Origin of the sequence: Stenotrophomonas sp. STK16_22, assembly GCF_051984505.1 — a bacterium.
Lineage (GTDB): Bacteria > Pseudomonadota > Gammaproteobacteria > Xanthomonadales > Xanthomonadaceae > Stenotrophomonas > Stenotrophomonas maltophilia_A.
This window is the reverse complement of the sequence record NZ_CP196972.1, coordinates 1,281,261-1,307,538: the sequence shown is the minus strand read 5'-3', so window position 1 is coordinate 1,307,538 and position 26,278 is coordinate 1,281,261. Positions and strand designations below refer to the sequence as shown.

The window sequence follows — 26,278 nt, the reverse complement described above, 5'->3', positions numbered from 1 at the left end:
AGCCGGCCAGCGGCCGGCTCTACCGCTTCTTCTTCGCCGCCGGTCATTACCACGGTAGTGCCGGCCGCTGGCCGGCAACCTCAAGCCCCTCCGGAAGCATCGCGCAACAGCCGGCCAGCGGCCGGCTCTACCGCTTCTTCTTCGCCGCGTTGAACGTGGCCGCCGCGCGCAGCAGTGCCTTGAACGCGGCGGCATCCGGCATCGCGCCTTCATGGATGTCGATCGCACGTCGCGTGTTGCCGTCCAGGCTGGCGTTGAACAGGCCCTTCGGATCGGCCAACGCCGCACCGTTGGCAAAGGTCAGCTTCACCGCCTGTTTGTAGGTTTCGCCGGTGCACAGGATGCCGTTGTGCTCCCACACCGGCGTGCCGCGCCACTTCCAGGTTTCCTGCACGTCCGGCAGCGCCTCATGGATCAAGGCACGCACGCGTGCCAGCGCCTCGCCACGCCAGTCGCCCAGCTCGGCGATGCGTGCATCGATCAGTTCAGCGGCCGGGGTTCCGGCATCGGCAGGGTTCGGTGCATGCGTGGCCATCAGCGGTTCTCGTCGGCAGGGAGATCGGAACGATGCACTTACATGCGCTCGCCGGGCAATGCCGCGGCCTGGCGCACCCAGTCGAGGAACTGCGCCTCATCCAACGCACCCTCCTGCTGGATGTGCAGGTAGCGCGTATCGGCACTCTTCGACGGCTCCGGCGGCACCGGCTTCAGCGCAGCGCCGCGGAAGAATGCCACCTTGATGTAGCGGGTGAAGCAGTGGAAGCTGAGAAACCAGCCTTCGCCCGGCGCAACCGCATACATCGGCGAATTCCACTTCACTGCCTTGTGCACACCGGGTACAGCCTCTTCGATCAGCGCATCCAGCTGTGCTCCGATCGGCCGCTTCCAGTCCGGCATCGCCGCGATATAGGCCTGCACCGGCGCATCGCCCTCGCCCTTGGCGATCTGCGGGTTGCCGCCGGACAACAGCGCGGGCGCGGTGGAAGGTGCGGTTCGCTTGGCAGGCATCGCACAGCACGTCCATCGGGATGAAACCGCAGCCTAGCGCGGTCTGTCCCCAACGGTCACGGCGCAGTGCGCCATCGGCTCAGTCCGCTTGCCGCGCCCGGAACTGCTGCCAGTCCGGCAGCTTGCGGTGGCGGCGCAGCGAGCGCATCAAGGCCGCCATCACCACGCCGAACAGCGCCCCGGCCACCAGGCCGGCCGCCAGCAGCAGGGCCAGCGGGCGTTCACTGCCCTGCCACAGCATCAGCCACATCAGCGCGGTCCAGAACAGCCCGAACAGCAGGCCCTGCACCAGCGCATTGGTGCCGAAGCCGGCCAGGATCGGCGGTGGCAGTGCGATGCCCATGCGCCACAGAAGGCGATGCAGCAGCGGTGCCGACTGCACGCGCGCCAGCCCCTTGCCGTCGAGGAAGCGCAGCGCCGACTGGATCACGGCGGGATAGCGCGGGTTGATGTCGTTCATCCCCTGATCGTGGCCGAAGCGATGCCGGAAACGCAAACGGCCACCCGAAGGTGGCCGTCGCGGCAACAACCGAAGTTGTTTATCAGGCCTTTTCGGCCAGACGGGCAGCCTTGGCGGCAGCAGCGGCAGCCAGGTCTTCCTTGATGCGGGCAGCCTTGCCTTCCAGGCCACGCAGGTAGTACAGCTTGCCGGCGCGGACCTTACCACGACGCTTCACTTCGACCGAGTCGATGATGGCGCTGTGGGTCTGGAAAACGCGCTCGACGCCGTAGCCGTGCGAGATCTTGCGGACGGTGAACGAGGAGTTCAGGCCGGCGTTCTTGGTGGCGATGACAACGCCTTCGTAGGCCTGCACGCGCTCGCGGCTGCCTTCCTTCACCTTCACGTTGACGACAACGGTGTCGCCCTGGCTGAACTTCGGCAGTTCACGGGTGATCTGGGCGGATTCGAATTCCGCGACGATGGACTTGTTCAGCTTGCTCATGGGTTACACCGATTCTTGTTCGGGTGGGCGTGTCGTATCGACAACGTAGGCTCATGCAGTCACCGGACTGTGCTGCACGTTTGTTTTGGGTACTGCGCGCGCCGGCCGGGGCCGACGGGAATTGGCCATGATAGCCGATAACGCCAGCCCTGCGCTAGGGGCTGGCCTTGTGTTTCTGGGCCTGACGGCCCTGCTCCAGCAGCTTGCGGTCGGCCTTGCCCAGCGCCTGTTCATCCAACAGGTCCGGGCGCCGCTGGGCGGTACGGACCAGCGACTGCTGGCGGCGCCAGGCCGCGATGGCCGCGTGGTTGCCCGAGCGCAGCACGTCCGGCACGTCACCCAGCGGGTGCTGGGCCGGCTGGCTGTAATGCGGGCAGTCGAGCAGGCCGAGGTCGCCCTCGAAGCTGTCCTGCGCCGCCGATTCCGCGTCGTTCAGGGCACCGTCCTGCAGGCGGGCCACGGCGTCGATGATCACCGCCGCGCCCAGCTCGCCACCGGACAGCACGTAGTCGCCGAGGGAAATCTCCTCGTCGACATTGGCCTCCAGGAAACGCTCGTCGATGCCTTCGTAGCGGCCACAGAGCAGGACCATGCGCGGCAGCGCCGCCAGTTCCCGCACCTTGGCCTGGGTCAACGGCGCCCCCTGCGGGCTGAGATGGATCACCCGCGTCGGGGTCGGATCAGCATCACGGATCGCCTGCAGGCAGGCCTGCAGCGGCTCGATCAGCATCACCATGCCCGGGCCACCACCGAACGGACGGTCGTCCACCCGGCGGTAGTTGCCTTCGGCGTAATCACGGGGATTCCAGCCATGCAGGCTGAACAGGCCCTTCTCCTGCGCGCGCCCGACCACGCCCAGTCCAGCGGACTGGGCGAGGAACTCGGGGAACAGGGTGATGACGTCGAAACGCATGCTCACACTCAGAACTCGGGATCCCAGTCGACCACGACCAGGTTGGCCTCGAAGTCGACCGACTTGACGAAGTCCGGCTGCACGAACGGAATCATCCGTTCGCGGTCACCACGGACCACCACCACGTCGTTGGCGCCGGTGCTGAACAGGTGCGAGACCTGGCCCAGGGCAAGGCCCTCGGTGGTCTTCACGTCCAGGCCTTCCAGGTCCACCCAGTAGTACTCATCGGGCTTCGGCGGCGGCAACGCACTGCGGGCCACGTAGATCTCGGTGCCGTGCATCGCTTCAACGGTATCGCGGTCCTCGACGCCGGGGAAACGGGCGACCAGGTGCTTGCCGCTGTCGCGGCCGCGTACACCTTCAATCGTGGTTTCCACGCCGGACGGGCTGCGCACGATCCACGGCTGGTAACGGAAAATGGCGGAACGTGGCTCGGTCCAGGACTCGAGCTTGATCTCGCCGCGCACACCAAAAGCGCCGACAACCCTGCCCAGCAGGATGCGGCGCTCGATATCTTTCATCTGCTTCAACCAAGAGGGCCACGCCGAAGCGTGGCCCGTCAGGATCAGGCCGCAGCGGCCTGGGACTTGGTCGCTTCCTTGATCAGGTTGCGGACCTTGTCGGTCGGCTGGGCGCCGTTCTTGACCCAATGGTCAACGCGGGCCAGGTCCAGCTCGATGCGCTTCTCGGCGCCCTGGGCGACCGGGTTGTAGAAGCCAACGCGCTCGATGTTGCGGCCGTCGCGCGCGCTGCGCACGTCGGTGACGATGATGTGGTAGAACGGACGCTTCTTGGCGCCGCCGCGGGTCAGTCGAATCTTGACCATGGTGTTTTTCCTATTGCCCAGTCGCCAGGATGGCGAGGTAAGCGGGCGATTATAGCGGCAGAGCCCGGCCGAGCCAACCCCAGGGGTGAATCCGCCTTCACGGCAGCGCCGGGCCATGCCCTGCGGGGGTTTTCACCCCAATCTGTCCCAAGCCACCGCCGCCAGCACTGCCCTGCCCTGTTCAGCCAGTGCCTGCGAACCCGGCAGGACATGCCCGTCGATGGCGTCCAGCGCCCATAGGCCGCTGGCGTTGCAGGCAAAAGCGGCCTTCACGCTATCCAGTTCAGCCAGTGCCAACGGCCGCGTCAGCTGTGCCCCCGGCCAATGCTGCTTCAACAACGTCTCGGCAGTACCGCGCAGGGCCGGCGCCTGTGGCCAGAGCAGGCGCTCACCATCGTGCACGGCCAGGTTCCAGGTGCTGCCTTCACTCATCACGCCATCAGCGGTCACGAACAGCACATCGTCGAACCCTTCCGCCATCGCCGCACGGCGCTCGGCAAACAGGCCGAAGGTGCCGACGTGCTTGATCTGCGGCAGCTCGCGCTGCCACACCACGCTGCGCACCCGCTTCGGTGCGGTCAGCGCCACCGGCGCGGACACCGCCACCAGCACGTCCACCGGTACGGCCGCCAGCGGATTGCGGAAATCGAAGCGGCGCGAGTACACCGTCACCCGCAGCGACGCATCGGCCAGGCCGGCCTGCTGCAGGGCGTGCGCCATCCACGCCTGCACCTGCGCGGCATCCAGCTCGCTGCCGAACAGTTCGCGCGTGGCCTGCGACAGCCGCGCCAGATGCAGGTCCAGTCCCTGCACGGCGTGACCGCGCACCTGCAGCGAGGTGAAGTGGCCATAGTTGACCAGCGCAGGCAGCAGATCCTCCACCTGCACCGGTTGGCCGTTGCAGGTCACGGTCATCGCAGCAGCGCCTGCGCCTGTTCCCACATGCCGCGCAATACGTCGGCGGCCGGCTGTGCCGGGGCCATCCACGCCGACTGCCCGGCCCAGGCCTGCATCGCCGCCAGACGATTTTCCTGCACGGCCTGCCTGCGCATCGGCGCGGTCAGGCCGCGCTGCACCGGGTACGGGCGTGGCGCCGGTGCGCCTTCCGCAGCGGCGGCGCGCACATAGGGTGTCGCCAGGCCACGCCCCAGGCGGCCACTGAAGGCGCGGGTCGGCCAGGTATCTTCGGGTTCGCTGGCCGCCAATCCATCGGCCCACGCCGAAGCAATCGCCGCTTCGGGCGTGCGCAGGAAGGCAGTGCCGATCTGCACGGCGCTGGCCCCCAGGGTGAGCGCGGCGGCAATGCCGCGACCGTCGGCGATGCCACCGGCAGCAATCACCGGAATCTGCAGGTGGTCGGCCAGGCGTGGCAACAACGCAAACAGGCCGACCAGCTGGCGCTCGGCCATCGCCGGATCGAACGCACCGCGATGGCCACCGGCTTCCACGCCCTGTGCCACCACCGCGTCGGCACCGGCGTCCTGTGCCGCACGCGCTTCGGACAAGGTGGTCGCACAGGCGATCCAGGCAATGCCGGCATCCTTCAACTGCTGTACGTGGCGCGGCAGCAGCACGCCCATGATGGTCGAGGCCACCGCCGGGCGCGCCGCCAGCAGTGCGGCGAACTGTTCTTCGAAGTCGGCGGGCGTGGCATCGGCGGCGCTGGCCGGCACGTCCGGACCCCACTGCGCGAGGAAGGCGCGGCTGGCGGCTTCAGCGGCGACATCACGGGTCGGTGCCGGGTCCGGCACCCACAGGTTCACCTGTGCGGGGCCCGTCGAGGCAGCGCGGAAGTCATCCATCCAGTGGCCGATATCGGCCGATGACGACAGCACTGCGCCCATCGCCCCCATGCTGCCGGCATTGGCCAGCGCAGCCGACAACGGCACCGGGCAGGCGCCGGCCATCGGGGCCAGCAGGATCGGAACGGAAACGCCAAAGCGCCGGCAGAACGCCTCGACGCGGGAAGATACAGCGGAACTCTGCATGACGGCCCATCGTTTCGGACAGGCCCCCATGGTGCGCGCAGGATGGGGGTGGCGTCGAGCTTGCTCGACTCTACCTCGACCGGGGCACCGGCAGAAAAGCAGTCGAGCATGGCTCGACTCTACAAAAAAAAGCCGGTGTTCAATGCATCAACGGAACGGCATGCCGCGGCCGCCCATGGCGCCCATCATGCCCTTCATGCTGCGCAACATGCCCTTCATGCCGCCGCCGGCCATCTTGCTCATCATCTTTTCCATCTGCATGTACTGCTTCATCAGCTTGTTGACGTCGGCCGGGGTCACGCCCGAGCCCTTGGCGATGCGCGCGCGGCGCGAGCCGTTGAGCAGGTTCGGGTTGCGCCGTTCCTTCTTGGTCATCGAGCTGATGATGGCGATCATGCGCGGCACTTCCTTGCCCTGGCTGACCTGCTGCTTCAGATGGTCGGGGATGTTGCCCAAGCCCGGCAGCTTGTCCATCAGGCCGCCGATGCCGCCCATGTTCTGCATCTGCTCCAGCTGGTCGCGCATGTCGTTCAGGTCGAACTTCTTGCCCTTGGCGACCTTCTCGGCCAGCTTGGCGGCCTTGTCCTTGTCGACCTGCTGCTCGACCTGCTCGACCAGCGACAGCACGTCGCCCATGTCCAGGATGCGGCTGGCGATGCGGTCCGGGTGGAAGACGTCCAGGCCCTCCGGCTTCTCGCTGACACCGACGAACTTGATCGGCTTGCCGGTGATGTAGCGCACGCTCAGCGCGGCACCGCCACGGGCGTCGCCGTCGGTCTTGGTCAGCACCACACCGGTCAGCGGCAGCGCATCGCCGAAGGCCTTGGCGGTGTTGGCCGCGTCCTGGCCGGTCATGGCGTCGACCACGAACAGGGTTTCGGCCGGATTCACCGCCGCGTGCAGGGCCTTGATCTCGGCCATCATTGCTTCGTCGATGGCCAGGCGGCCGGCGGTATCGACCAGCAGCACGTCGACGAACGACTTGCGCGCATCGTCGATGGCGGCGCGGACGATGGCTTCCGGCTTCTGGTCGGCGCTGGACGGGAAGAACAGCACGCCGACCTGCTCGGCCAGGGTCTTCAGCTGCTCGATCGCGGCCGGACGGTAGACGTCGGCCGAGACCACCATCACCTTCTTCTTGCGCTTTTCCTTCAGGTGCTTGGCCAGCTTGCCCACCGTGGTGGTCTTGCCGGCGCCCTGCAGGCCCGCCATCAGGATGATGGCCGGAGCGGGCACATTGAGGTTCAGGTCGCTGGCTTCGGCGCCCATCACCGCGGTCAGCTCGTCGCGCACGACCTTGATCAGGGCCTGGCCCGGGGTCAGCGACTTCAGCACTTCCTGGCCGACCGCCCGCACCTTGATGCGTTCGATCAGGGCCTGCACCACCGGCAGCGCAACGTCGGCTTCGAGCAGCGCGATGCGGACCTCACGGGTGGCCTCGCGGATGTTCTCCTCGGTCAGGCGGCCGCGGCCACGCAGGCGCTCGATGGTGCCGGAAAGGCGCTGGGTCAGTGACTCGAACATGCGGCGCAACCTGTCTGAAAGCGGGGGACAATAAGGCAGACAGTATAACGGGTCCGCTCCCCTCCCCGGACTGCGACCACAGGGCCGTCGCCACCACCGCAGGGGTATGCGAAACTGCAACGATGTTAATCGTTCTCATCGCCGCCCTGCTCTACCTGGCCGCCAGCGCCCTGCTGGTGCGTGCGCTTGGCCGCGATGAAAGCACCGGCTCCCCCGCCTGGCTGTGGCCCGCCCTGCCGGCGATGCTGCTGCACGGCGGCTACCACGTGATGGTGGCCATGCGCACCAACGGCGGGCCGGACATGCACTTCTTCGCCGCGCTGTCGCTGGTCGGCCTGGGCATGGCCTGGCTGACCTCGCTGGTCGGCGCGCGCGGGCGCATGTCGGCGCTGGGCGTGGTGGTGTTCCCGCTGGCCGCGGTACTGCTGCTGGCCTACCACGGCTACGGCCACGAACCGAGCAAGGTGCTGGGCTGGCGCCTGGCCAGCCACGCCTGGCTGGCGCTGCTGGCCTACGCCACGCTGAGCATCGCCGCGCTGCTGGCGATCATGCTGTGGCTGCAGGAACGCGCCCTGCGCCGCCGCGAGTTCCGGCCGTGGCTGCGCGCCCTGCCGCCGCTGGCCGATCTGGAATCGCTGCTGTTCCGGGTGATCACCGTCGGCTTCGCGCTGCTGACCTTGACCCTGGTCACCGGCGTGCTGTTCGTCGACGACCTGCTGGCGCAGAAGCTGGTGCACAAGACCGTGCTGAGCGTGCTGTCGTGGATCGTGTTCGGCGTGCTGCTGATCGGCCGTCGCCGCTACGGCTGGCGCGGCATGAAGGCGGTGCACTGGACGCTGGCAGCGATGCTGTTGCTGCTGCTCGCGTTCTTCGGCAGCCAGTTCGCGATCGAACTGGTGTTCGGGCATTCGCGATAGCGGTGTGCCGGCCAACGGTCGGCACCCACCCGGGTAGTGCCGGCCGCTGCCCGGCAACAGGACCGCACTATGCGTGGATGCCGCAGACGGTCAAGGCACCGGCTGGGCCAGGATCTTCCGTACCGAGCGACCGCTGTTGGTGAGGATGTCATCCACCTGCCAGCAGCCCTGCCCCTGGCGCACCATCGGCAACCGGGTCACGTAGGCCTTCTTCCATACCGAATAGCGCATCTCGACCTGGCCGGACGTCGCCGAGACCTCTTTCCAGATGTAGCGCACCGGACTCTCGATGTCGCCATCCTGCGCATCCAGCCACGGATCGGAATCGATGGTGCAGATGCCTTCCTCGCGCGTCTGGCAGGCGCGCTCGCCACGCAGGGCCTTGCCGAAGGCCGGGCTGACCAGCGCCGGCGGCGGTTCCAGCAGATCGCCATTGCCGGTGGTTGCCTCGTAGAAGGCACGGGCGACAGCCACTGGTTCCTGGCAGGCCGGTGCGGCCTGCACGGCGGGGGCCAGCAGCAGCCCGGCGATCATGAACATCCCTGTCTTTCGCATGTACTTCTCCTTGATGTAGTGCCGGCCGCTGGCCGGCAACACAGGATATCCCGGCGCTGCCGGCCAGCGGCCGGCACTACCCGATACCCGGCTTACAAGCCGTAACGCTCGATCACGTCCAGGTGCGGCTGGCGATCCTGGTCGCAGGCTTCGGCCAGCCGCAGCCAGCAATGCGGATGCTGCCACTTCGCGGTTTCCTGCTGCAGGAAGCGGTGCAGCGCCAGCGGTGCATGGTCCTGCGGCTGGGCGACGGTGAACAGCAGGCCCGGCAGCGTGCCCTCCTCCTCGTCCGGATCGGTCACGGTGTAGTCCGGGCGGCTGTGCGACCACACCTGCCAGCCCTGCGCCTCGGCCGCTGCGACAAAGGCATTCCACGCGTCTTCGCCCGGGTGCGCGCCGTCGATCAGCCAGCTGCGGGCAAAGCCGCCGCGCTCCAGCACATGCACCTGCGCATAGGTCGGGATGAAATGCTCGCGCGCTTCCTCCTCCTCCGGCGCCGGGTGCACCAGCGCAGCATCGAACACCACCCAGTCGCCTACCTGCTGGGCACGGTTGGCCGGTGCGTTCTCGACGATACGTGCGGTGACCGGGCCACTGCGGCGCGCGTAGTACTCCATCGGCTCGCCGTTCTCTTCGCTGCGGATGATCACCCAGCCCCACGGCTCCTCGACCACGCCGTCCTGGCTGGACAGCTCCATGCCGATCGCCGCCGCCGAGCGGCGCACCGCATCCCAGTCGCGTGCCGCGCTGGCCGCGCTCATGTGGTCCCAGTGTGCGGCGTTGGGTTCTTCCAGCAGCTCCACCAGCTGCGCATAGCAGGCCTGCGCCTCGCTGAAGCGACCGGTTTCCATGTACATCCGCGCCAGCGTACCGCGTGCGCCATGCGAGCCCGGCGAGGCCGCCAGCAGCGCCTGCGCGGCCTGCTCCAGTGCCGGCCAGTCGGACACGCGACGGGCGCGCTGCACCTCGCACCAGTGCGCGAACACCGGCACGCTGCCGCGATAGGCATCAGCCAGCTGGCGCAGGCCTTCGTCGTCGCCCTGCTCGGTCAGCCAGCGCATCAGCGTGTAGGCGGCCGGGCCATCATCCTGCGTGTGTGCGCGCACGAAGCGCCACAGCAATGCGCGCGCTTCCGTCTGCGCCCCACAGGCGCTCAGCGCGGAGGCAGCCATCTCGGCCAGCGCCTCGTCATCTGGCAGCTGCGCCTGTGCCTGCAGCAGCCACTGCGCCTCACGTTCGGGATCGCGCGACTGATTCTGCTCTCCCTGTTCGTTCAGCCAAACCAGTAGTTCAGCGGCTGGCACCGGCAGCGGCGCTACATCCGGCAATGCATCGATGCGTGCCGCCAGGCCGGCCACCAGCGCAGCCGCACCCCGGTCCTGGCGCAGCTGTGCCAGATGGGTACGCGCCAGTTCCAGCTGGCGCAGCGCCACCCAGCGTGCGCCACGCTGCAGGGCCAGCTCCAGGCTCAGCGCAGCGACTTCGATCAGCAGGCGGTGCGAGCCAACCTCGGCAAAGTGTTCGATGACGGTGTTGAAGCGCGTACCCAGGTCCCAGGTATTGCGTGCGGGATCACGCCGGCACAGCGCTGCGGCGGTGTTCGCCCACAGCCGCCAGTAGGTAGGCGTCAGCTCGCTCCACGGCACCAGCTGCTGCAGGGCCTCTTCGTCGCGGTCCAGCTGCGCCAGCGCCCACGCCTTGGACAGGCGGCGCGGCACCGTGCAGTTGGCCGGCTCGTACTCGCCGGACGCCGCCACTTCGGCCTCGCGCTTCTCGATCAGCAGCAGCGCTTCTTCGGCGCGGCCCATGCCCAGCAGGATCTTGATCTGCATCTCCGGGAAGCTGTCGAACACTTCCTTGCCGCAGGCCTCGATCGCATCGGACTGCACCTGCAGGTAATCCAGTGCCTCCTGGCCGCGGCCATCATCAAGCAGTGCATCGGCCTTCTCGCAGCTCAGGCACTGGAAGCAGGCCCAGCTCGGGTCAATGCGGCCCAGCGTCTCGTCGCACACCTCGATGCGCTCCGGCACCCAGCCGGGGCCATCGATGTTGCCGTAGCAGGCGGCAAGATCCTGGGTCACGCAGATCGACTGCGGGCATTCCAGGGTGTCCTCGCGATGCGCACGCTCGAACAGCGCCACGGCTTCGCCCAGCGCGCTCTCGCCTTCGACGCGGTTGCCGACGCGGTTGCGCAGCGCCCAGTGGCCGACGTAGACGTCGACCCACGGGTTGTCCAGCGCCTTGCCCAGCGCTCGCGCTTCGGGCAGCAGCGCGTCAACGCGGTCGACACGCAGTTCGCTCACCTCGTCGGCGAGGCGATTCAGCAGGTGCGCATTCTGCGCCTGGCCGGCCTGGCGCAGGTCACCCTGCAGTTTTTCGACCCAGTTCCAGATGTCCATGGGGTAAGTACTCCTGTCTAGCGAAGGCTGGATGAGAGGATGCGGTGCTCAGCGCAGCATCTGCTGCAGGGCACCGGCGATATCGGTGAAGGCGCCGTTGAGATCCGGGCCGGGCGTGGCGGTCGCGCGGGCCAGTGGACGGCCCTGCGCGGCGACGATGATCTTCAGTGAGCGCAGCAGGCGCGCTGCGGCTTCGGCCTGCGGGTGGCCGTCGCGCTGGGCGCGCAGCAGCGCCTGCACCGCCGGGTTGTCGAGGTTGAGGTACAGCCGCGATGGCGCACGCGATTCGATGCGCGCAGTGAACTGACGCGCCAGGCGCAGCGCCGCCATTGAAACGCGCTTGTCGTTCTCATCGTCTTCCAGGCGCTGCTTCAGCTCGGCTTCGCGGTCGGGCACCACCACCACCGGCAGCGACTCGGGACTGAAGCGTGCCGGCAGCAATTGTTCGCCGTCACCCAGCTGCTCGCGCAGCCATGCCAGCTGCGCCTCGTCGAGGCTGTCATCGCTGCGGAACAGCGCGCGGTTGCCCTGCTCGGTGCCGAGCTCGACCAGACGCAGTCCCTTGGCCTGGGCCCAGCGGCGCAGGAACGGCACTACTGCATAGCGATGGCCATGCGCGACCGGCACGCCCATCGCGCGGAACAGCATTTCCTCGAAGCCGCCACCGTTGTCGAGGATCACATGCACGGCACCGCGTGCGGGCAGCGCACTGGCCGGCAGGTCACCCTGCGAAGTCGGCACGCGCACGTGTTCCAGCAGCAGGTCGAACAGGCGGTCATCGCACAGCGCCGCGCCCAGCAGCGCCTCGTTGTGGCGGCTCAATACACGTCGCCACGCTTCCGGCTGCTGCCGCGCGACGTCGGCCAGGCCATCAATCAGCGCCTCCAGCAACGCATGCTGCACGGCGCGGTACTGGTCATCGCGCTGCAGGTCTTCGCGGCTGGCGGTGGGCGTGAGCCGCGAGGATTCGATCACCCCGCCGATGAAGCCCGCCCACGGCGGCAGCAGGTCACGCGCATCGTCGTCCAGCAGCATGCCGCGCACGAACACCGACAGGTTGCGGTTGTCACTGGTGCCGTAGGTGGCACCGTCCTGCACCCACAGCAGGCCGGTGGCATCGCTGTTGCCATCGGCACGCAGCGGCACGGTGACGATCGGCTCGAAATCATGTTCGAAACGCGCCGCGAACTGCAGCGCCTGGCGACGCGCCTGCACCGGATGCAGGGCCACATCGCCCTGGCCGCGCCACGGCGGCGGCTCGGGGTTGAGCGCCTCGCCTGCAGCACCGATGAAGATCGGCTCGGACAGCAGCGCGCAGTAGCGACCCAGCACTTCGTGCAGGCGCGCTTCGTTGGCCAGCGGCAGGAAGTCCGGATGCAGCTCCAGTTCCACCTCGGTACCGACCGCGCGTGCCGGCACTTCGCTGACGGTGTACTGCTCGGCGTTGCTGGACACGTACAGATGGCCCAGTTCCGGCGTCTGGTACGAGGTGGTGCGCACGCTGACCCGGCGCGCCAGCACGAAGGCCGACAGGAAGCCGAGGCCGAACATGCCGATCAGGCCCTCATCGTCCTCGCCGCCCTGGCGCAGGCCGCGGGTGTAGCCGACGCCGACGGTGGCCAGGTAATCGTGGATCTCCTGGCGGGTCAGGCCGGCGCCGGTATCGATGATGCGCAGCACGCCGGCACCGGCATCGACCTGCACCGAAATGCGCGATGGCACTTCGATGCCGGGCTGTTCGATGCGGCGGCGGATGATCGAGTCGTGCGCGTTCTGCACCAGCTCACGCAGCGCCACCACCGGGGTGGAATAGAGGTGCTTGCCCAGCACCGTCATCAGTCCATTGAGATCGACCCCGGCGCGACGGATTTCGGCGTTGGGGGCGGTGAGCGCGGTGTCCTGCATGTAATCGTTTACTCCTGGGCACGGAAAGACGCCAGAGGGCGCCTTCGTCGAGCGGGAAAAACTAGCACAGGCAGGCTGACCGTTGCCGTGTCGGCTGCCGTATTCCGCGCGCATATCCCGCCGGGCGTGGCCCGGCGGTACCGCGGCGATCATGCCGCGTCGATGGCCTCGGACAGGCGTTCCACCGCGATCACTTCCATGCCCTTCACCGAACCGCCCTTGGGCGCGTTGGCCTTGGGCACGATGGCGCGCTTGAAACCATGGGTGGCGGCCTCGCGCAGGCGGTCCTCGCCATTGGGCACCGGGCGGATCTCGCCGGACAGGCCAACCTCGCCAAACGCAATCGTCTTTTCCGCCAGCGGCCGGTCCTGCAGCGAGGACAGCACCGCCAGCAGCACCGGCAGGTCGGCAGCGGTCTCCTGCACGCGGATGCCACCGACCACGTTGACGAACACGTCCTGGTCGCCGACCAGCACGCCGCCGTGGCGATGCAGCACCGCCAGCAGCATGGCCAGCCGGTTCTGCTCCAGGCCGACCGCGACACGACGCGGGTTCGACAGCGGCGACGCATCCACCAGCGCCTGCACTTCAACCAGCAGCGGCCGGGTGCCCTCGCGGGTGACCATCACGCAGCTGCCGGGTTGGTGGGTACTGCCGCCGGACAGGAAGATCGCCGACGGATTGGAGACTTCCTTCAGGCCCTTGTCGCCCATCGCGAACACGCCCAGCTCGTTGACCGCACCGAAGCGGTTCTTGAACGCGCGCAGCAGGCGGAAGCGGCTGCCACTCTCGCCTTCGAAGTACAGCACCGCATCGACCATGTGTTCGAGCACGCGCGGGCCGGCGATACCGCCCTCCTTGGTCACGTGGCCGACCAGGAACACGGCGGTGCCGGTCTCCTTGGCGAAACGCACCAGCCGCGCCGCGCTCTCGCGCACCTGGCTGACCGAGCCGGGCGCGGCGGTCAGGCTCTCGGTCCACAGGGTCTGCACGGAGTCGGCCACGATCAGCCGCGGGCCGGCCTTGGACGCATGCTGCAGGATCGACTCGACGCCGGTCTCGGCCAGCGCATTGACACCATCCAGCGGCAATTCCAGCCGGTGTGCGCGGCCGGCCACCTGGGCCAGCGACTCCTCGCCCGTGACGTACAGCACCGGCAGCTCGGCCGCCATCTTCGCCACCGCCTGCAGCAGCAGGGTCGACTTGCCGATGCCCGGGTCACCACCGACCAGTACCACCGCGCCCTCGACCAGGCCACCGCCCAGCACGCGATCGAACTCGCCGATGCCGGTCGAGACACGGCGATGCTCGGTCTGCTCCACGTCCTTCAGGGCGGTGATCTTCGGCGGGTCGATCTTGCCGGCCCAGCCGGCCCGGCGCGACGCGGGCGCCTTGGTCGCCGCCGCGCTCTCCAGCACGATTTCCGACAGCGAGTTCCAGGCGTTGCACTCGGTGCACTGGCCCTGCCACTTGCTGAATTCGGCGCCGCATTCATTGCAGACGTAGGCGGTGCGGGCTTTTGCCATCGGATGATTTCCAGCAACGGGAACAGGCGTGGCAGGATAGCCGAGCCGGGTCGCAGGTGCTGCGACCGCTCAAGTCCCGCCCACCCGCGCCGATAGCTGTCGCGGGCGTGCGCCTTGCGGGCGCCCCTCCCTCCCCCTCTGGATTCAACATGACTGGCAGTTACAGTCAGAGCCTGGTCGCCATCTCCCTGCTGGTGGCCATTCTTGCTTCGTACACGGCGCTGGACATGGCCGGCCGCCTGGCCACGGCCGAGGGCCGCGTGGCCCGCTGGTGGCTGGCCGGCGGCGCGGCGGCGATGGGCCTGGGTATCTGGTCGATGCATTTCATCGGCATGCTGGCCTTCGACCTGCCGATCCCGGTCGGCTACGACCTCGGCATCACCCTGTATTCGCTTGCAGTGTCGATCGGCGCTTCGGCCTATGCGCTGTGGCTGGTGTCACGACCCAGCCTGCCGTGGCGACGGTTGCTGGCCGGCGCCGTGCTGATGGGCCTGGGCATTGCCACCATGCACTACCTCGGCATGGCCGCGATGCGCATGCAGCCAGGTATCGACTATCACCCGGGCTGGTTCGCCGCCTCCATTGCAGTAGCCATCGGTGCCGCCGGCGCGGCGCTGTGGATCGCCTTCCGCCTGCGTACCGAGCAGCGCCACACCATGCGCCTGCGCGCACTGGCCTCGCTGGTGATGGGCCTGGCCATCGTCGGCATGCATTACACCGGCATGGCCGCCGCACGCTTCCCCGAAGGCAGCATCTGCGGCGCGGTCGGCAGCGGCGGCATCGACACGCGCTGGCTGGCAGTGCTGGTGATCGTCACCACTGTAGCCACCCTGGGTATCGCCCTGGTCGCCTCGCTGTTCGATCGGCAGATGCGCGTGCGTACCGGGTTGCTGGCCGATTCACTGGCACACGCCAACGACAAGCTGATCCAGGCCGCCCTGCATGACCCGCTGACCCAGCTGCCCAACCGCATGCTGCTGCAGGACCGCATCGAACAGGCCATCGAGAAGGCGCGCCGCCGCGGCCGCGCAGTGGCGGTGATGTTCTGCGACCTGGACGGTTTCAAGGCGGTCAACGATGCCTACGGCCACCAATTGGGCGACCGCCTGCTGGTGGCGGTGGCACAGCGCATCGGCGGCCTGCTGCGGCCGCAGGACACGTTCGCGCGCCTCGGCGGCGACGAGTTCGTGATCGTGCTGGCCATCGACACCCCGGACGATGCGGTGGTGGTGGCCGAACGCATCATCGCCGCCGCCGGCGAACCATTCACCCTGGATGCCGCCGAACTGCAGGTCAGCGCCAGTCTCGGCATCGCCCTGTACCCGGACGATGCCAGCAACGAGCGAGAGCTGATGGCGCACGCCGACGCGGCGATGTACCACACCAAGGAAACCGGCCGTAACGGCTATACCTTCTTCACCCCGTCGATGCAGCTCAGTGCCAACCGCCAGCTGCGCCTGCTGCAGGACCTGCGCAAGGCGATCGCGCGTGACGAGCTGCTGCTGCACTACCAGCCGAAGTTCCCGGCCGCTGGCGCACCAGCTACCGGCGCCGAGGCCCTGCTGCGCTGGCAGCACCCGGAACTGGGCCTGCTGGCGCCGGATGTGTTCATTCCCATCGCCGAGCGCAGCGGCCTGATCCTGCCGATCGGCGACTGGGTACTGGACCGCGCCTGTGCGCAGCTGCGGGCATGGCACGAGGCCGGGCATACCGGATGGTCGATGGCGGTGAACCTGTCGCCCTTGCAGTTCTCCTCGCCGGCCCTGCTGGACAGCGTGCGCGAGGTGCTGCAGCGGCACCGGATCGAGCCGGCGCGGTTGACCCTGGAGATCACCGAGACCACGGCGATGAAGGATGTCGACGCCAGCCTGGCGATTCTCAACGATCTGACCGCGATGGGCGTGCATATCGCCATCGACGATTTCGGCACCGGCTACTCCAGCCTGCTGTACCTGAAGCGGATGCCGGCCACCGAACTGAAGATCGACCGCGCGTTCGTGCATGACCTGGAACGCAACGACGAAGACGCCGCCATCGTGTCGTCGATCATTGCGCTGGGCCGCACCCTGCAGCTGCAGGTGGTGGCCGAAGGCGTGGAGACGCAGGCGCAGCGCGAATACCTGAGCGAACTGGGCTGCGACCAGCTGCAGGGCTATCACCTGGGCCGGCCTATGGATGCCGAAGAGTTCCTGCGCCGGGTGGCGGGGTAGAGCCGGCCGCCGGCCGGCTTCCCGCGATTGCCGGCCAGCGGCCGGCACTACCCAGATCCGCAGACAAACAAAAAGGCCGCCCGAAGGCGGCCTTTCTGCGTGGCAACGTCGCGTGGACGTCAGTGCATCATGTGCACGTTCATGTTGTGCATGACCCACAGGGTACCGACCACGATGATGCCGATCACCACCACGGTGAAGGCCGCAGCGTTGACGTTCCAGCGGCTTTCCGAAGAGCGGTCCAGGTGCAGGAAGAACACCAGGTGGACCAGCATCTGCAGCACCGCGGTGATCGCGATCACCACACCGTTGACGGTGCGCGAGAAGTCGCCCGACATCACCATCCAGAACGGGATGACGGTCAGCACCACCGCCAGCACGAAGCCGATCAGGTACGACTTCACGGTGCCATGGCTTTCGCCGCCGGTGCCGTGGTCGTGTGCATGGTTGTCATGTGCCATTACAGGGCTCCATTGAGGTAGACGACGGAGAACACGCCGATCCAGATCAGGTCCAGGAAGTGCCAGAACAGGCTCAGGCACGCCATGCGGGTCTTGTTGGTCGGGGTCAGGCCGTACTTCTTCAGCTGCACGAACATCACCAGCAGCCACAGCAGGCCGGCGCTGACGTGCAGGCCGTGGGTACCGACCAGGGCGAAGAACGCCGACAGGAAGGCACTGCGGTCCGGACCGTAGCCCTGATGGATCAGGTGCTGGAACTCCCACACTTCCATGCACATGAAGCCGAAGCCCAGCAGCCAGGTGATGCCCAGCCACAGGTACATCTGGCCCATCTGCTTGCGGTGCATGGCAATCATGCCCAGGCCGAAGGTCAGCGAGGAGGTCAGCAGCAGCGCTGTTTCCCATGCAACGAACGGCAGTTCGAACAGGTCCTTCGCGGTCGGGCCACCATCGGTACCGCCGGCCAGCACCACGTAGGTGGCGAACAGCGAGGCGAAGATGAGGCAGTCGCTCATCAGGTACACCCAGAAACCGAAGACGGTGTTGCCGCCGGTGTCGTGGTGCTCGTGGTCGTCATGGCCATGGGCCGCCGCTTGCGCGGCGTGCCCGTGGCTCAGGGTCGAGGTATTGGTGCTCATGCCTTCAGCTCCGACTTCACCAGGCCCTGGTTTTCCAGGTGCTTGCGGTGTTCGTTCTCGATGCGTTCCACCTCGGCGGCCGGGACCCAGTAGTCCACGTCCTGGTCGAAGGTGCGGTAGATGAACGTGGCGATCATGCCGACGAAGCCGACGATGGCCAGCCACCAGATGTGCCAGATCATCGCGAAGCCGAACACCAGGCTGAAGGCACCGATGACAACGCCCGTGCCGGTGTTGCGCGGCATGTGGATGTCGGTGTACTTGCCCGGCTTCGGCCAGGCTTCACCACGCTGCTTGCGCTCCCAGAAATCGTCCAGCTCGGTGACTTCCGGCAGGCTGCCGAAGTTGTAGAAGGCCGGCGGCGAAGAGGTTTCCCACTCCAGCGTACGGGCATCCCACGGGTCGCCGGTCAGGTCGGCGGTCTTCTTGCGGTCGCGGATCGACACGGCCACCTGGATGATCTGGCACAGGATGCCGGCACCCACGATGAAGGCACCTGCGGCAGCGACCAGCAGCAGCGGCTCGTAGGCCGGGTTGACGGTGCTCTGCAGACGACGGGTCATGCCCATGAAGCCCAGCACGTACATCGGCATGAAGGTCACGTAGAAGCCGATGAACCAGCACCAGAACGCGCACTTGCCCCAGAACTCATTGAGGCGGAAGCCGAACATCTTCGGCCACCAGTAGGTGATGCCGGCGAACATGCCGAACACCACGCCGCCGATGATGACGTTGTGGAAGTGGGCGATCAGGAACAGGCTGTTGTGCAGCACGAAATCGATGGCCGGGATCGCCAGCATCACGCCGGTCATGCCGCCGATGGTGAAGGTGACCATGAAGCCGATGGTCCACAGCACGGGCGTGGTGAACTGCACGCGACCGCGGAACATGGTGAACAGCCAGTTGAAGATCTTCACGCCGGTCGGGATCGAGATGATCATCGTCGTGATGCCGAAGAAGGCATTGACGTTGGCACCCGAGCCCATGGTGAAGAAGTGGTGCAGCCACACGATGAACGACAGCACGCCGATGCAGGCGGTGGCGTAGACCATGCCCTTGTAGCCGAACAGCGCCTTGCGCGAGAAGGTCGCGATGACTTCGGAGAACACACCGAACGCCGGCAGGACCAGGATGTACACCTCCGGGTGACCCCAGATCCAGATCAGGTTGATGTACAGCATGGCGTTGCCGCCACCGTCATTGGTGAAGAAGTGCGTACCCAGGTAACGGTCCAGGGTCAGCAGCACCAGGGTGATGGTCAGCACCGGGAAGGCCGCGACGATCAGCACGTTGGTCACCAGGGCGGTCCAGGTGAACACCGGCATCTGCATCAGCTTCATGCTGGGGGTACGCATCTTCAGGATGGTGATGAAGAAGTTGATACCGCTCAGCGTGGTACCCAGGCCTGCGACCTGTAGACCCCAGATGTAGTAGTCCATGCCTACGCTTGGACTGTATTCGATGCCCGACAACGGCGGGAACGCCAGCCAGCCGGTGGCAGCGAACTCACCGATCCACAGCGACAGCATGATCAGCACCGCACCGGACACGAACAGCCAGAAGCTGAGCGAGTTGACGAACGGGAACGCGACGTCGCGCGCACCGATCTGCAGCGGCACGGCCAGGTTCATCAGGCCGGTGATCAGCGGCATCGCCACGAAGAAGATCATGATCACGCCGTGGGCGGTGAAGATCTGGTCGTAGTGGTGCGGCGGCAGGTAACCCTCGGACCCGCCGACGGCGAGCGCCTGCTGGGTACGCATCATGATGGCGTCGGAGAAACCGCGCAGCAGCATGACGAAGGCGACGATGAGGTACATCACGCCGATCTTCTTGTGATCCACCGAAGTGAACCACTCCTTCCACAGATAGCCCCACAGCTTGAACTTGGTGATCAGGGCCATGACGCCCAGGCCACCCAGCACCGCGCCGACCAGGGTGGTCAGCACGATCGGATCGTGGGGGATCGACTCAATTGAGAGTTTACCCAACATGTTCATTCTCCCGAGCCCGCGTGGCCGGCGTGACCGGCGGCGGCGTGCTCGTCAGCAGTGTGTCCGGCGTGTTCGGCCGGAGCGGCGGCAGCGTCGGTGTGGCCTTCATGGCCCTCGTGACCTGCATGGGCATCGTGGCCTTCGGCAGCGGCACCATCGGCCGGGGCCTTGTGCTCGTGCTTCATGCCGTAATGCTTGTTGTCGCCCATGTGCTTGGCGATGACCCAGTCGAACAGGCCTTCTTCGGTCTTGCCGAAGTAGGTGACCGGGTACCACTCGGCATTGCGTGCTTCACCCAGGGCCTTGAACGAGGCCTTGTCCAAGGTCTGCTCACCGGCACGGACCTGGTCCAGCCACTGGCGGTATTCGGCATCGGTGACCGAGTAGGCGGTGAAGTGCATCTTGGCGAAGCCCGCGCCGCTGTAGTGCGAGGACATGCCCGGGAATTCACCGGTCTCGTTGGCGATCAGGTGGAGCTTGGTCTCCATCGCAGCCATCGAGTAGATCATGCTGCCCAGGTGCGGGATGAAGAACGCATTCATCACCGAATCGGACGTGATCTTGAAGTTCAGCGGCGTGTTGACCGGGAACTTGATTTCGTTGACGACCGCCACCTTCTCTTCCGGATAGATGAACAGCCACTTCCAGTCCAGCGAGATCGCCTCGATGGTGACCGGCTTGACGTCCGAATCCAGCGGCTTGTACGGGTCCAGTGCGTGCGACGAGCGCCAGGTCAGGACCGCCAGCACCAGCACGATCATGCAGGGAATGGACCACACCACCACCTCGATCGCCGTCGAGTGGGACCACTTCGGCTCGTAGCGGGCCTTGGTGTTGGAGGCGCGATACTTCCACGCGAAGGTCAGGGTCATGATGATGACCGGGATGACGACCAGCAGCATGAGCACGGTGGCCGTGATCAGCAGGGTCTTCTCATCCTGGCCGATCTGGCCCTTCGGACTGAGGATGGCCACCGCATCGCAGCCGGTGAGCATCACCAGCAACGACAGCAGCAGGCCCGGGCGCAACCAGCGCCCAAGGGTTTTCAACGGAATCATCGGTCGATCCAATTGCGAGGGAATGCCGTTCCCCGTCCTGCCTGTTCCGGCCAAAGCCGGTCCCACCGGTCCGGAAGACAGGCAGGGAGGTGGGGTCGAGTCAGCCTTTCAATTTTAGGCCGTCACCCACCATTTAAGAAAGGCATTGACAATGATCGAGCGCAGGAAAGGCCCGTTTCTGGCTGCGACACGTTGTCGCACCGCGCAACCGCGGCGGGCAGAACACCCGGGGGCGGCATCCTAGCATCGGGCGATGGCGGCTGCTCCGCCCGTGTTCGGCAAAGTCATCTGAACCTGTTCAGGCGTGCTGGCGGGTGCCCGGCGTGGGATGCTCGGCGCAGGAGGAAGGCCCGTGGACAAGATCGACTTCAAGAAGCGCGATCGCGCGTTATACCGGCCCCCGGTGGGCCGGTTCGTGACAGTGGACGTACCGCCCCTGCCCTACGTGATGGTCGACGGCCACGGTGATCCGAATATCGCCCCCGCCTACCTGCAGTCCGTGCAGTGGCTGTACGCGGTGAGCTATGCACTGAAGTTCGCACTGAAGTCCGGGGGCCAGGACTACGTGGTGCCACCGCTGGAAGCCCTGTGGACCGCCGAGGATCCGTCGAGCTTTGTGGCTCGCCGCAAGGATGAGTGGAGGTGGACGGTGATGATCCGCACGCCGGACGGGATCAGTCCAGCGCAGTTGGAGGCTGCCATCGCCAAGGCGGCGAAGAAACTGGGCGACGTTCCGGCCAGCCTTCGCCACGAAGTTCTTGAAGAAGGCCTCTGCCTGCAGACCCTGCATGTAGGCGCTTACGATGACGAGGGTCCGGCCCTGGCCCATCTGCACGACGAACTGATGCCTTCGCTGGGCTACGCCTTTGCCGGCCCCCATCATGAGATCTACCTGAGCGACCCGCGCAGGATCGACGCTGCGCGGTTGAAGACCGTGCTGCGGCAGCCGGTGCGCGCGCTTGAGCCTGATAAGGGTTCGCGCTCATGACACAAGAGCCGTGATTGCTTCAAATGCCCAAACAAAAAGCCCCGACCAAGGCCGGGGCTTTTCATGCAACTGGTGCCGGAAACAGGAGTCGAACCTGCGACCTACGCATTACGAATGCGCCGCTCTACCAACTGAGCTATTCCGGCGGAGCCCGCGATTTTACGGGCTGGGCGCCCCGGCGGTCAATCCATCCGGCTCAGCCCGCCTCTACCCGGTTGGCGCACACCCGCCCGGCCACGAAATCCTGCAGATTCCCCAGCGTGATCGCCGAGATCTCCTGCAGCGCCTCCACGGTGAAGAAGCCCTGGTGGCCGGTCACCAGCACATTCGGGAAGGTCATCAGGCGCTGGAAGGCCTCGTCGTCGATGATCTCGCCAGACAGGTCCTGGAAGAACAGCGCGCTTTCCTGCTCGTACACGTCGATGGCCAGATGACCCAGCCGGCGCGACTTCAGCGCGCGGATCACCGCATGGGTATCGACCAGTGCGCCGCGCGACGTATTGACCAGCATCGCGCCCGGCTTCATCCGGGCCAGTGATGCATCATTGATCAGGTGATGGGTCTCAGGCGTCAGCGGGCAATGCAGCGACACGATGTCGGTACGCGCCAGCAGTTCATCCATCTCCACCATCTCGCCCACATCCGCAAAGCCTGCCGACGGATACGGATCGTGCCCCACCACGGTGCAGCCCATGCCCTTGAAGATGCGTGCGGTGGCCAGGCCGATCCTGCCGGTGCCGACGATGCCGACCGTGCGGCCATGCAGGGTGCGCCCAAGCAGGCCATCCAGCATGAAATTGCCCTCGCGCACGCGGTTGTAAGCGCGGTGGGTCTGACGGTTGAGGGTCATCACCAGTGCCAGTGCATGCTCGGCCACCGCTTCTGGCGAATAGGCCGGCACGCGGGCAACAAACAGGCCAAGCACCTTTGCCGCTACAAGATCTACATTGTTGAAGCCCGCGCAGCGCAGCAGCACTGCCCGCACACCCACTGCATGCAGGGCGTGCAGCACCGGTGCTTCAAGTCGATCATTGACGAACACACAGACCGCCGCGCAATCCTGCGCCAGTGCAGCCGTATGCACATCCAAGGCCACATCGAAGTACACGAACGCAAAGCCGTCCCCAGCCGCATCGCGCTGGTTCGCCTCATCAAGGAAACGACGGTCGTAGGGACGGGCACTGAAGACGGCGATCTGCATGGACGGGCCTGGGTGGAATGGCATACCGACCATACCGCAGCAGCACCCGCGTTGGGATGGCACCGGCGATGCCGTCATCGCCGGTGCCGGGCGTCACTTAGAACTTGTAGCCCAGGCCCAGCATCACGCCGTTCTGGATCTGCCCGTCGCGGCGCTCACCCACGTAATCGGCCATGATGGACAGCCGCTCGCTGGCACGGCTGGTCACACCCAGGTTCCAGGCCAGCACCTGCTCGCCCACCGCCTGGCTGCTGGCGCCGAACACCAGATCCGGTGCCGCGGCGAAGCCGGTGCTGTAGCGGGCCTGCGAATCGCCCAGTTCCTTCTGCCAGACCACCCGGGCGCGCGGGGTGATGCGCTCGCCGTTGTTGCCTTCGAAGGTCTTGAACAGCTGCAGGCCCGCACCCACGCGGATGCTCTCCAGGCTGCCGCTGCGGCCAACCAGCGCACCGGCGCCCTGCCCTTCGTTGAAGCGGGTGGCCGAGGTACGCGCGTAGTCCACCACCGGCAGCAACGGCTGGATCACCAGGCCCTTGCCGGTCGTGAAGGAGAACGCATGTTCCACCCGTGCGGAGATCGCATCGTTGCTGTACTTGGCGCGCAGCGGCTGCTGCAGGCCATCGATGCCGTTGATGCTGCGACGCGTATCGTGGCGCAGATCGGTGTAGCGCACGGCCGCCGACAGATAGCCGCGCGCGTACGTCGCATCGAGGTAGCCGCCCACGTCCAGCGCACGCACGTCACCAGTGAAACCAGAGCCATCGCTGGCCTTGGTCGACATGTCCGCCGCGGCCACGCTGACACCCAGGGTCACGCGGTCATCGGCCACGCGGGTATCGGCACCGACCACGATGCCACCGATGGTGTGGCTCAGGCCGGTCACGCCACCGTCGGCATCGAGGCGGCCATGGCTGGCGAAACCACGCGCCCAGATGCCATGGCTGCGTCCAGCATCAGCGCTGCCCGCAACGCTGCCCGACGCCGGCTCGACCAGGTGCATCGCCAGCTGGTTGAACAGGCTGCCATGGCGCATGCCCGGCTGGGAGGAGACCGACTGCGCCACCTGCGAGGCCAGGCCATCGGCATCACCGCCGCTGCGCATGGCCGACTGGTGCTGCTGCACGACGTTGCCGATACTGCCCACCAGCGCGGTGTCGGCCAGTCGCAGGCTGGCGTGCGCATCACCGCGCAGGGCACCGGCCTGTTGTGCGATCACATCGCGGTCGGCGAACTGCAGTGCGCCCAGCAGCGATCTCAGCCCCTTGTCCTGGCGATCGGAGGCGGTCGCCAGCGCGCGGCCCAGGCCGTCGCCGGACGTACCGTTGGCAAACAGGCCCAGCTGGTCAAAGCCCGGGTTGGCGGTCAGCCACAGGCCATCGGCCGTCTGCTTCACGTTGAAGCTGAGCAGTGAATTGTGGCGCGGGCGGAACACTTCACCACTGGATGCTGGCGCTGTAACCGGTGTCGCCCAGGCGCACGGCCTCTTCGAAGCCGCCCTGATAAATCGGGCCCTCCACCAGGTCACGACGGAAGTCTTGGCCGTAGTAACCCTGCGCCACGTTCAGTTCGAGGAAGGCACCCTTGGAGATCACCAGTGCCCCCTCTGTCTGCTCGTCATCGAAGAACGTGCCCACGCGCAGGCGGCCGGCGGCCGTGCCGCCATTCTCAGTAACGTCGAACAGCACCTTGCCGCCCGGCATGATGTTGACGTAGCCATGGGTGACCAGGTCGCCGCCGCGCGGCATCAGCGTGCCGAACACGCGCAGGCGGTTGAAGCCGTCTTCGCGGTAGGAAGGACCGGTGCCGTCCAGCAAAGCAGCGCGGTCCATCGCAGTACCCGCCACGTCGCCATGGCCAACCAGCATGCCTGCGCCGAGCACCCGCACTTCCGATGCGCGCAGCGCACCGCCTTCCAGCGCGATGGTGCCATTGTCGACCAGCATGAAGTCCGCGCCTGTCGTCGCGGACGTGCGCCATGTGGCGCCGTTGCTCACCCGGATCACGCCCATGGCGTTGTCCAGCGTGGAGACATCCAGATCAGCCAGCCGCAGCTTGGACAGCAGCAGGTCCTGGATGTCCGGATCACTGAGGTAGCCCTGCACCGACAGCGCGCCGATGCCCTGCGGACCGCGGCTTGATGCGTTGTAGATGCTCTGTGCGACATTGATGTAGGTGGATCGCCAGTCGGTATTCCAGCGCGCGAAATCATCATCGACGAACGCCTGCAACTGGCGTCCGGTACGCAGGTAACCGGGGTTGATGTCGCCGACCACGTTGGCGGTGACGTTCAAGGTGTCACCCGGATCGCGGTATCCGTTCGCGGTGATGATCTTGTTGCTGTAGATATCCTGGCCGGGGAACGACTCCAGCTTGCTGCCACTGCCATCGGGATCGAAGGTGACCGAGGCACCAGTGCTGCGCGCCGGATCGCGGAACACCAGCAACCCGTTCGGTTGCACCACTTCATACATGGCCTTGTGCAGCAGCCCGGCATCCATGCCGCCGCCGTAGTTGCCGGTATAGATCTGGGTCATGCGCGGCGACGGTGTGTAGATCACCTTGCCGCCGCTGCTGGCCGCGTGGATCTGCACCGAGTCGATGAGCGGCAGATCGCCGGCCAGATAGCGTTCGACGCCACCAGACTGCATGATCGAGCAGGATGAAATGCAATTGCCGGACACGATGGTGTTCAGTCCGGAGGTGCGGATGATGCCCTGCAGCCACTCGCCGGCGATCAACGCACCACCATTGGACGTACGCAGCACCACCTCACGGACCGGCCGGCCTTCGGCCTGCGCCTTGGCCAGCAGTGCCGGCAGGGATACCACGTCGGCGTAGGTCACATCGCCACTCAGGAAGATGCGATCGCCCTGCACGTGATAATTCATTGCCATGACGTCATCCACCACGGATATGGCGCCAACGCCCATCAGCCCGGCCAGGGCCAGGCTCAACTTCGAATACTTCATGCGTTCTCTCTCTCCACCCGCAACACGCGGGTAGAACGATCAACGCCGCAGCGGGGCGATCTCCCCCAGTGGAACGGATCCTGAAAAATGAATACATTCACAATAAGAATCCGATCGATGCACACTCTTCCCCATCCGGTCATCGTCGCGTAAAACTCGATGACGCATTCGCCACCGACAGTCGAGGCCAGCCCTGTCCACCCCGTCTCCCCTGATCCATCGCGCGCCGGAGCCGCCCGCACCTGCGGATGCCT

22 protein-coding genes, 1 tRNA gene and 1 pseudogene are annotated in these 26,278 nt (G+C 66.5%); 3 read left to right on the top strand and 21 right to left on the bottom strand.

Annotated features, from left to right (window positions below; all coding sequences use genetic code 11):
- Positions 1–127: 127 nt before the first annotated feature.
- From ACSYAO_RS05980 to ffh, 10 genes are all read right to left on the bottom strand, one after another.
- Positions 128–535, bottom strand: a complete 408-nt coding sequence (locus ACSYAO_RS05980) for a DUF1801 domain-containing protein (RefSeq protein ID WP_197655796.1) — start codon at positions 533–535, stop codon at positions 128–130.
- A 38-nt stretch (positions 536–573) separates the two neighbouring features.
- Positions 574–1,008 carry a DUF1801 domain-containing protein gene (locus ACSYAO_RS05975; protein ID WP_049424480.1) on the bottom strand — a complete coding sequence of 145 codons (435 nt, stop codon included), beginning with the start codon at positions 1,006–1,008 and terminating at the stop codon, positions 574–576.
- Between the two features lie 79 nt (positions 1,009–1,087).
- Positions 1,088–1,468: a DUF6404 family protein gene (locus tag ACSYAO_RS05970; RefSeq protein ID WP_032127554.1), complete on the bottom strand. Its 381-nt coding sequence runs from the start codon at positions 1,466–1,468 to the stop codon at positions 1,088–1,090.
- An 82-nt stretch (positions 1,469–1,550) separates the two neighbouring features.
- The gene (rplS, locus tag ACSYAO_RS05965; RefSeq protein ID WP_005408597.1) at positions 1,551–1,952 is read right to left on the bottom strand and encodes a 50S ribosomal protein L19; all 402 of its coding nucleotides are present in this window, start codon (positions 1,950–1,952) and stop codon (positions 1,551–1,553) included.
- Positions 1,953–2,106: 154 nt separating this feature from the next.
- Positions 2,107–2,865, bottom strand: coding sequence for a tRNA (guanosine(37)-N1)-methyltransferase TrmD (gene trmD / locus ACSYAO_RS05960; RefSeq protein ID WP_197655794.1), 759 nt, complete (start codon positions 2,863–2,865; stop codon positions 2,107–2,109).
- An 8-nt stretch (positions 2,866–2,873) separates the two neighbouring features.
- On the bottom strand, positions 2,874–3,386 hold the full coding sequence (rimM, locus tag ACSYAO_RS05955) for a ribosome maturation factor RimM (protein ID WP_197655793.1): 513 nt from the start codon (positions 3,384–3,386) through the stop codon (positions 2,874–2,876).
- A 44-nt stretch (positions 3,387–3,430) separates the two neighbouring features.
- On the bottom strand, positions 3,431–3,691 hold the full coding sequence (gene rpsP, locus ACSYAO_RS05950; RefSeq protein WP_005415733.1) for a 30S ribosomal protein S16: 261 nt from the start codon (positions 3,689–3,691) through the stop codon (positions 3,431–3,433).
- 132 nt (positions 3,692–3,823) lie between these two features.
- Entirely contained in the window at positions 3,824–4,606 is a 783-nt protein-coding gene (locus ACSYAO_RS05945) for an aminotransferase class IV family protein (RefSeq protein ID WP_049462345.1), read from the bottom strand.
- Positions 4,603–5,679 carry an NAD(P)H-dependent flavin oxidoreductase gene (locus ACSYAO_RS05940; protein ID WP_049398965.1) on the bottom strand — a complete coding sequence of 359 codons (1,077 nt, stop codon included), beginning with the start codon at positions 5,677–5,679 and terminating at the stop codon, positions 4,603–4,605. The genes ACSYAO_RS05945 and ACSYAO_RS05940 overlap by 4 nt, the downstream gene beginning before the upstream one ends.
- Positions 5,680–5,826: 147 nt before the next feature.
- Positions 5,827–7,203 (bottom strand): signal recognition particle protein, encoded by a 1,377-nt coding sequence (gene ffh / locus ACSYAO_RS05935; RefSeq protein WP_005408591.1) that lies wholly within the window; start codon positions 7,201–7,203, stop codon positions 5,827–5,829.
- Positions 7,204–7,325: 122 nt separating this feature from the next.
- Between ffh and ACSYAO_RS05930 the strand changes: the two genes are divergently transcribed.
- Positions 7,326–8,120 carry a cytochrome C assembly family protein gene (locus ACSYAO_RS05930; protein WP_012510433.1) on the top strand — a complete coding sequence of 265 codons (795 nt, stop codon included), beginning with the start codon at positions 7,326–7,328 and terminating at the stop codon, positions 8,118–8,120.
- Positions 8,121–8,210: 90 nt separating this feature from the next.
- On the opposite strand, the gene ACSYAO_RS05925 is transcribed toward ACSYAO_RS05930, so the two are convergent.
- The 4 genes from ACSYAO_RS05925 to radA all read right to left on the bottom strand — a co-directional run bounded on the left by ACSYAO_RS05925 (position 8,211) and on the right by radA (position 14,505).
- Entirely contained in the window at positions 8,211–8,675 is a 465-nt protein-coding gene (locus tag ACSYAO_RS05925; RefSeq protein WP_049462406.1) for a hypothetical protein, read from the bottom strand.
- 92 nt (positions 8,676–8,767) lie between these two features.
- Positions 8,768–11,074: a tetratricopeptide repeat protein gene (locus ACSYAO_RS05920; RefSeq protein ID WP_197655792.1), complete on the bottom strand. Its 2,307-nt coding sequence runs from the start codon at positions 11,072–11,074 to the stop codon at positions 8,768–8,770.
- Between the two features lie 48 nt (positions 11,075–11,122).
- Positions 11,123–12,979, bottom strand: a complete 1,857-nt coding sequence (locus tag ACSYAO_RS05915) for an ATP-binding protein (RefSeq protein WP_049462343.1) — start codon at positions 12,977–12,979, stop codon at positions 11,123–11,125.
- 149 nt (positions 12,980–13,128) lie between these two features.
- Complete coding sequence (radA, locus tag ACSYAO_RS05910) at positions 13,129–14,505, bottom strand: DNA repair protein RadA (RefSeq protein ID WP_197655791.1); 1,377 nt, start codon at positions 14,503–14,505, stop codon at positions 13,129–13,131.
- A 149-nt stretch (positions 14,506–14,654) separates the two neighbouring features.
- On the opposite strand from radA, the gene ACSYAO_RS05905 reads away from it, so the two are divergent.
- Positions 14,655–16,715, top strand: coding sequence for a putative bifunctional diguanylate cyclase/phosphodiesterase (locus ACSYAO_RS05905; RefSeq protein ID WP_197616655.1), 2,061 nt, complete (start codon positions 14,655–14,657; stop codon positions 16,713–16,715).
- A gap of 119 nt (positions 16,716–16,834) precedes the next feature.
- Here ACSYAO_RS05905 and cyoD read toward each other — a convergent pair whose 3' ends face one another.
- The 4 genes from cyoD to cyoA are packed head-to-tail and all read right to left on the bottom strand — an operon-like array spanning position 16,835 to position 20,866.
- Positions 16,835–17,176 carry a cytochrome o ubiquinol oxidase subunit IV gene (gene cyoD, locus ACSYAO_RS05900; protein ID WP_005408584.1) on the bottom strand — a complete coding sequence of 114 codons (342 nt, stop codon included), beginning with the start codon at positions 17,174–17,176 and terminating at the stop codon, positions 16,835–16,837.
- Positions 17,176–17,814 carry a cytochrome o ubiquinol oxidase subunit III gene (gene cyoC / locus ACSYAO_RS05895; RefSeq protein ID WP_012510428.1) on the bottom strand — a complete coding sequence of 213 codons (639 nt, stop codon included), beginning with the start codon at positions 17,812–17,814 and terminating at the stop codon, positions 17,176–17,178. The genes cyoD and cyoC overlap by 1 nt, the downstream gene beginning before the upstream one ends.
- Positions 17,811–19,808, bottom strand: a complete 1,998-nt coding sequence (cyoB, locus tag ACSYAO_RS05890) for a cytochrome o ubiquinol oxidase subunit I (protein WP_197655790.1) — start codon at positions 19,806–19,808, stop codon at positions 17,811–17,813. The genes cyoC and cyoB overlap by 4 nt, the downstream gene beginning before the upstream one ends.
- 2 nt (positions 19,809–19,810) lie before the next feature.
- Complete coding sequence (cyoA, locus tag ACSYAO_RS05885) at positions 19,811–20,866, bottom strand: ubiquinol oxidase subunit II (RefSeq protein WP_164081306.1); 1,056 nt, start codon at positions 20,864–20,866, stop codon at positions 19,811–19,813.
- A gap of 352 nt (positions 20,867–21,218) precedes the next feature.
- Here cyoA and ACSYAO_RS05880 point away from each other — a divergent pair, with 352 nt between their 5' ends.
- Positions 21,219–21,854 carry a GyrI-like domain-containing protein gene (locus ACSYAO_RS05880; RefSeq protein WP_197655789.1) on the top strand — a complete coding sequence of 212 codons (636 nt, stop codon included), beginning with the start codon at positions 21,219–21,221 and terminating at the stop codon, positions 21,852–21,854.
- A 70-nt stretch (positions 21,855–21,924) separates the two neighbouring features.
- Here the strand turns inward: ACSYAO_RS05880 and ACSYAO_RS05875 are convergent.
- From ACSYAO_RS05875 to ACSYAO_RS05865, 3 genes and pseudogenes are all read right to left on the bottom strand, one after another.
- Positions 21,925–22,000: transfer RNA gene (locus tag ACSYAO_RS05875), tRNA-Thr, on the bottom strand.
- Between the two features lie 50 nt (positions 22,001–22,050).
- On the bottom strand, positions 22,051–23,055 hold the full coding sequence (locus ACSYAO_RS05870) for a 2-hydroxyacid dehydrogenase (protein WP_197655788.1): 1,005 nt from the start codon (positions 23,053–23,055) through the stop codon (positions 22,051–22,053).
- Between the two features lie 97 nt (positions 23,056–23,152).
- Positions 23,153–26,024 (bottom strand): annotated as a pseudogene (locus tag ACSYAO_RS05865) (autotransporter outer membrane beta-barrel domain-containing protein).
- Positions 26,025–26,278: the final 254 nt, after the last annotated feature.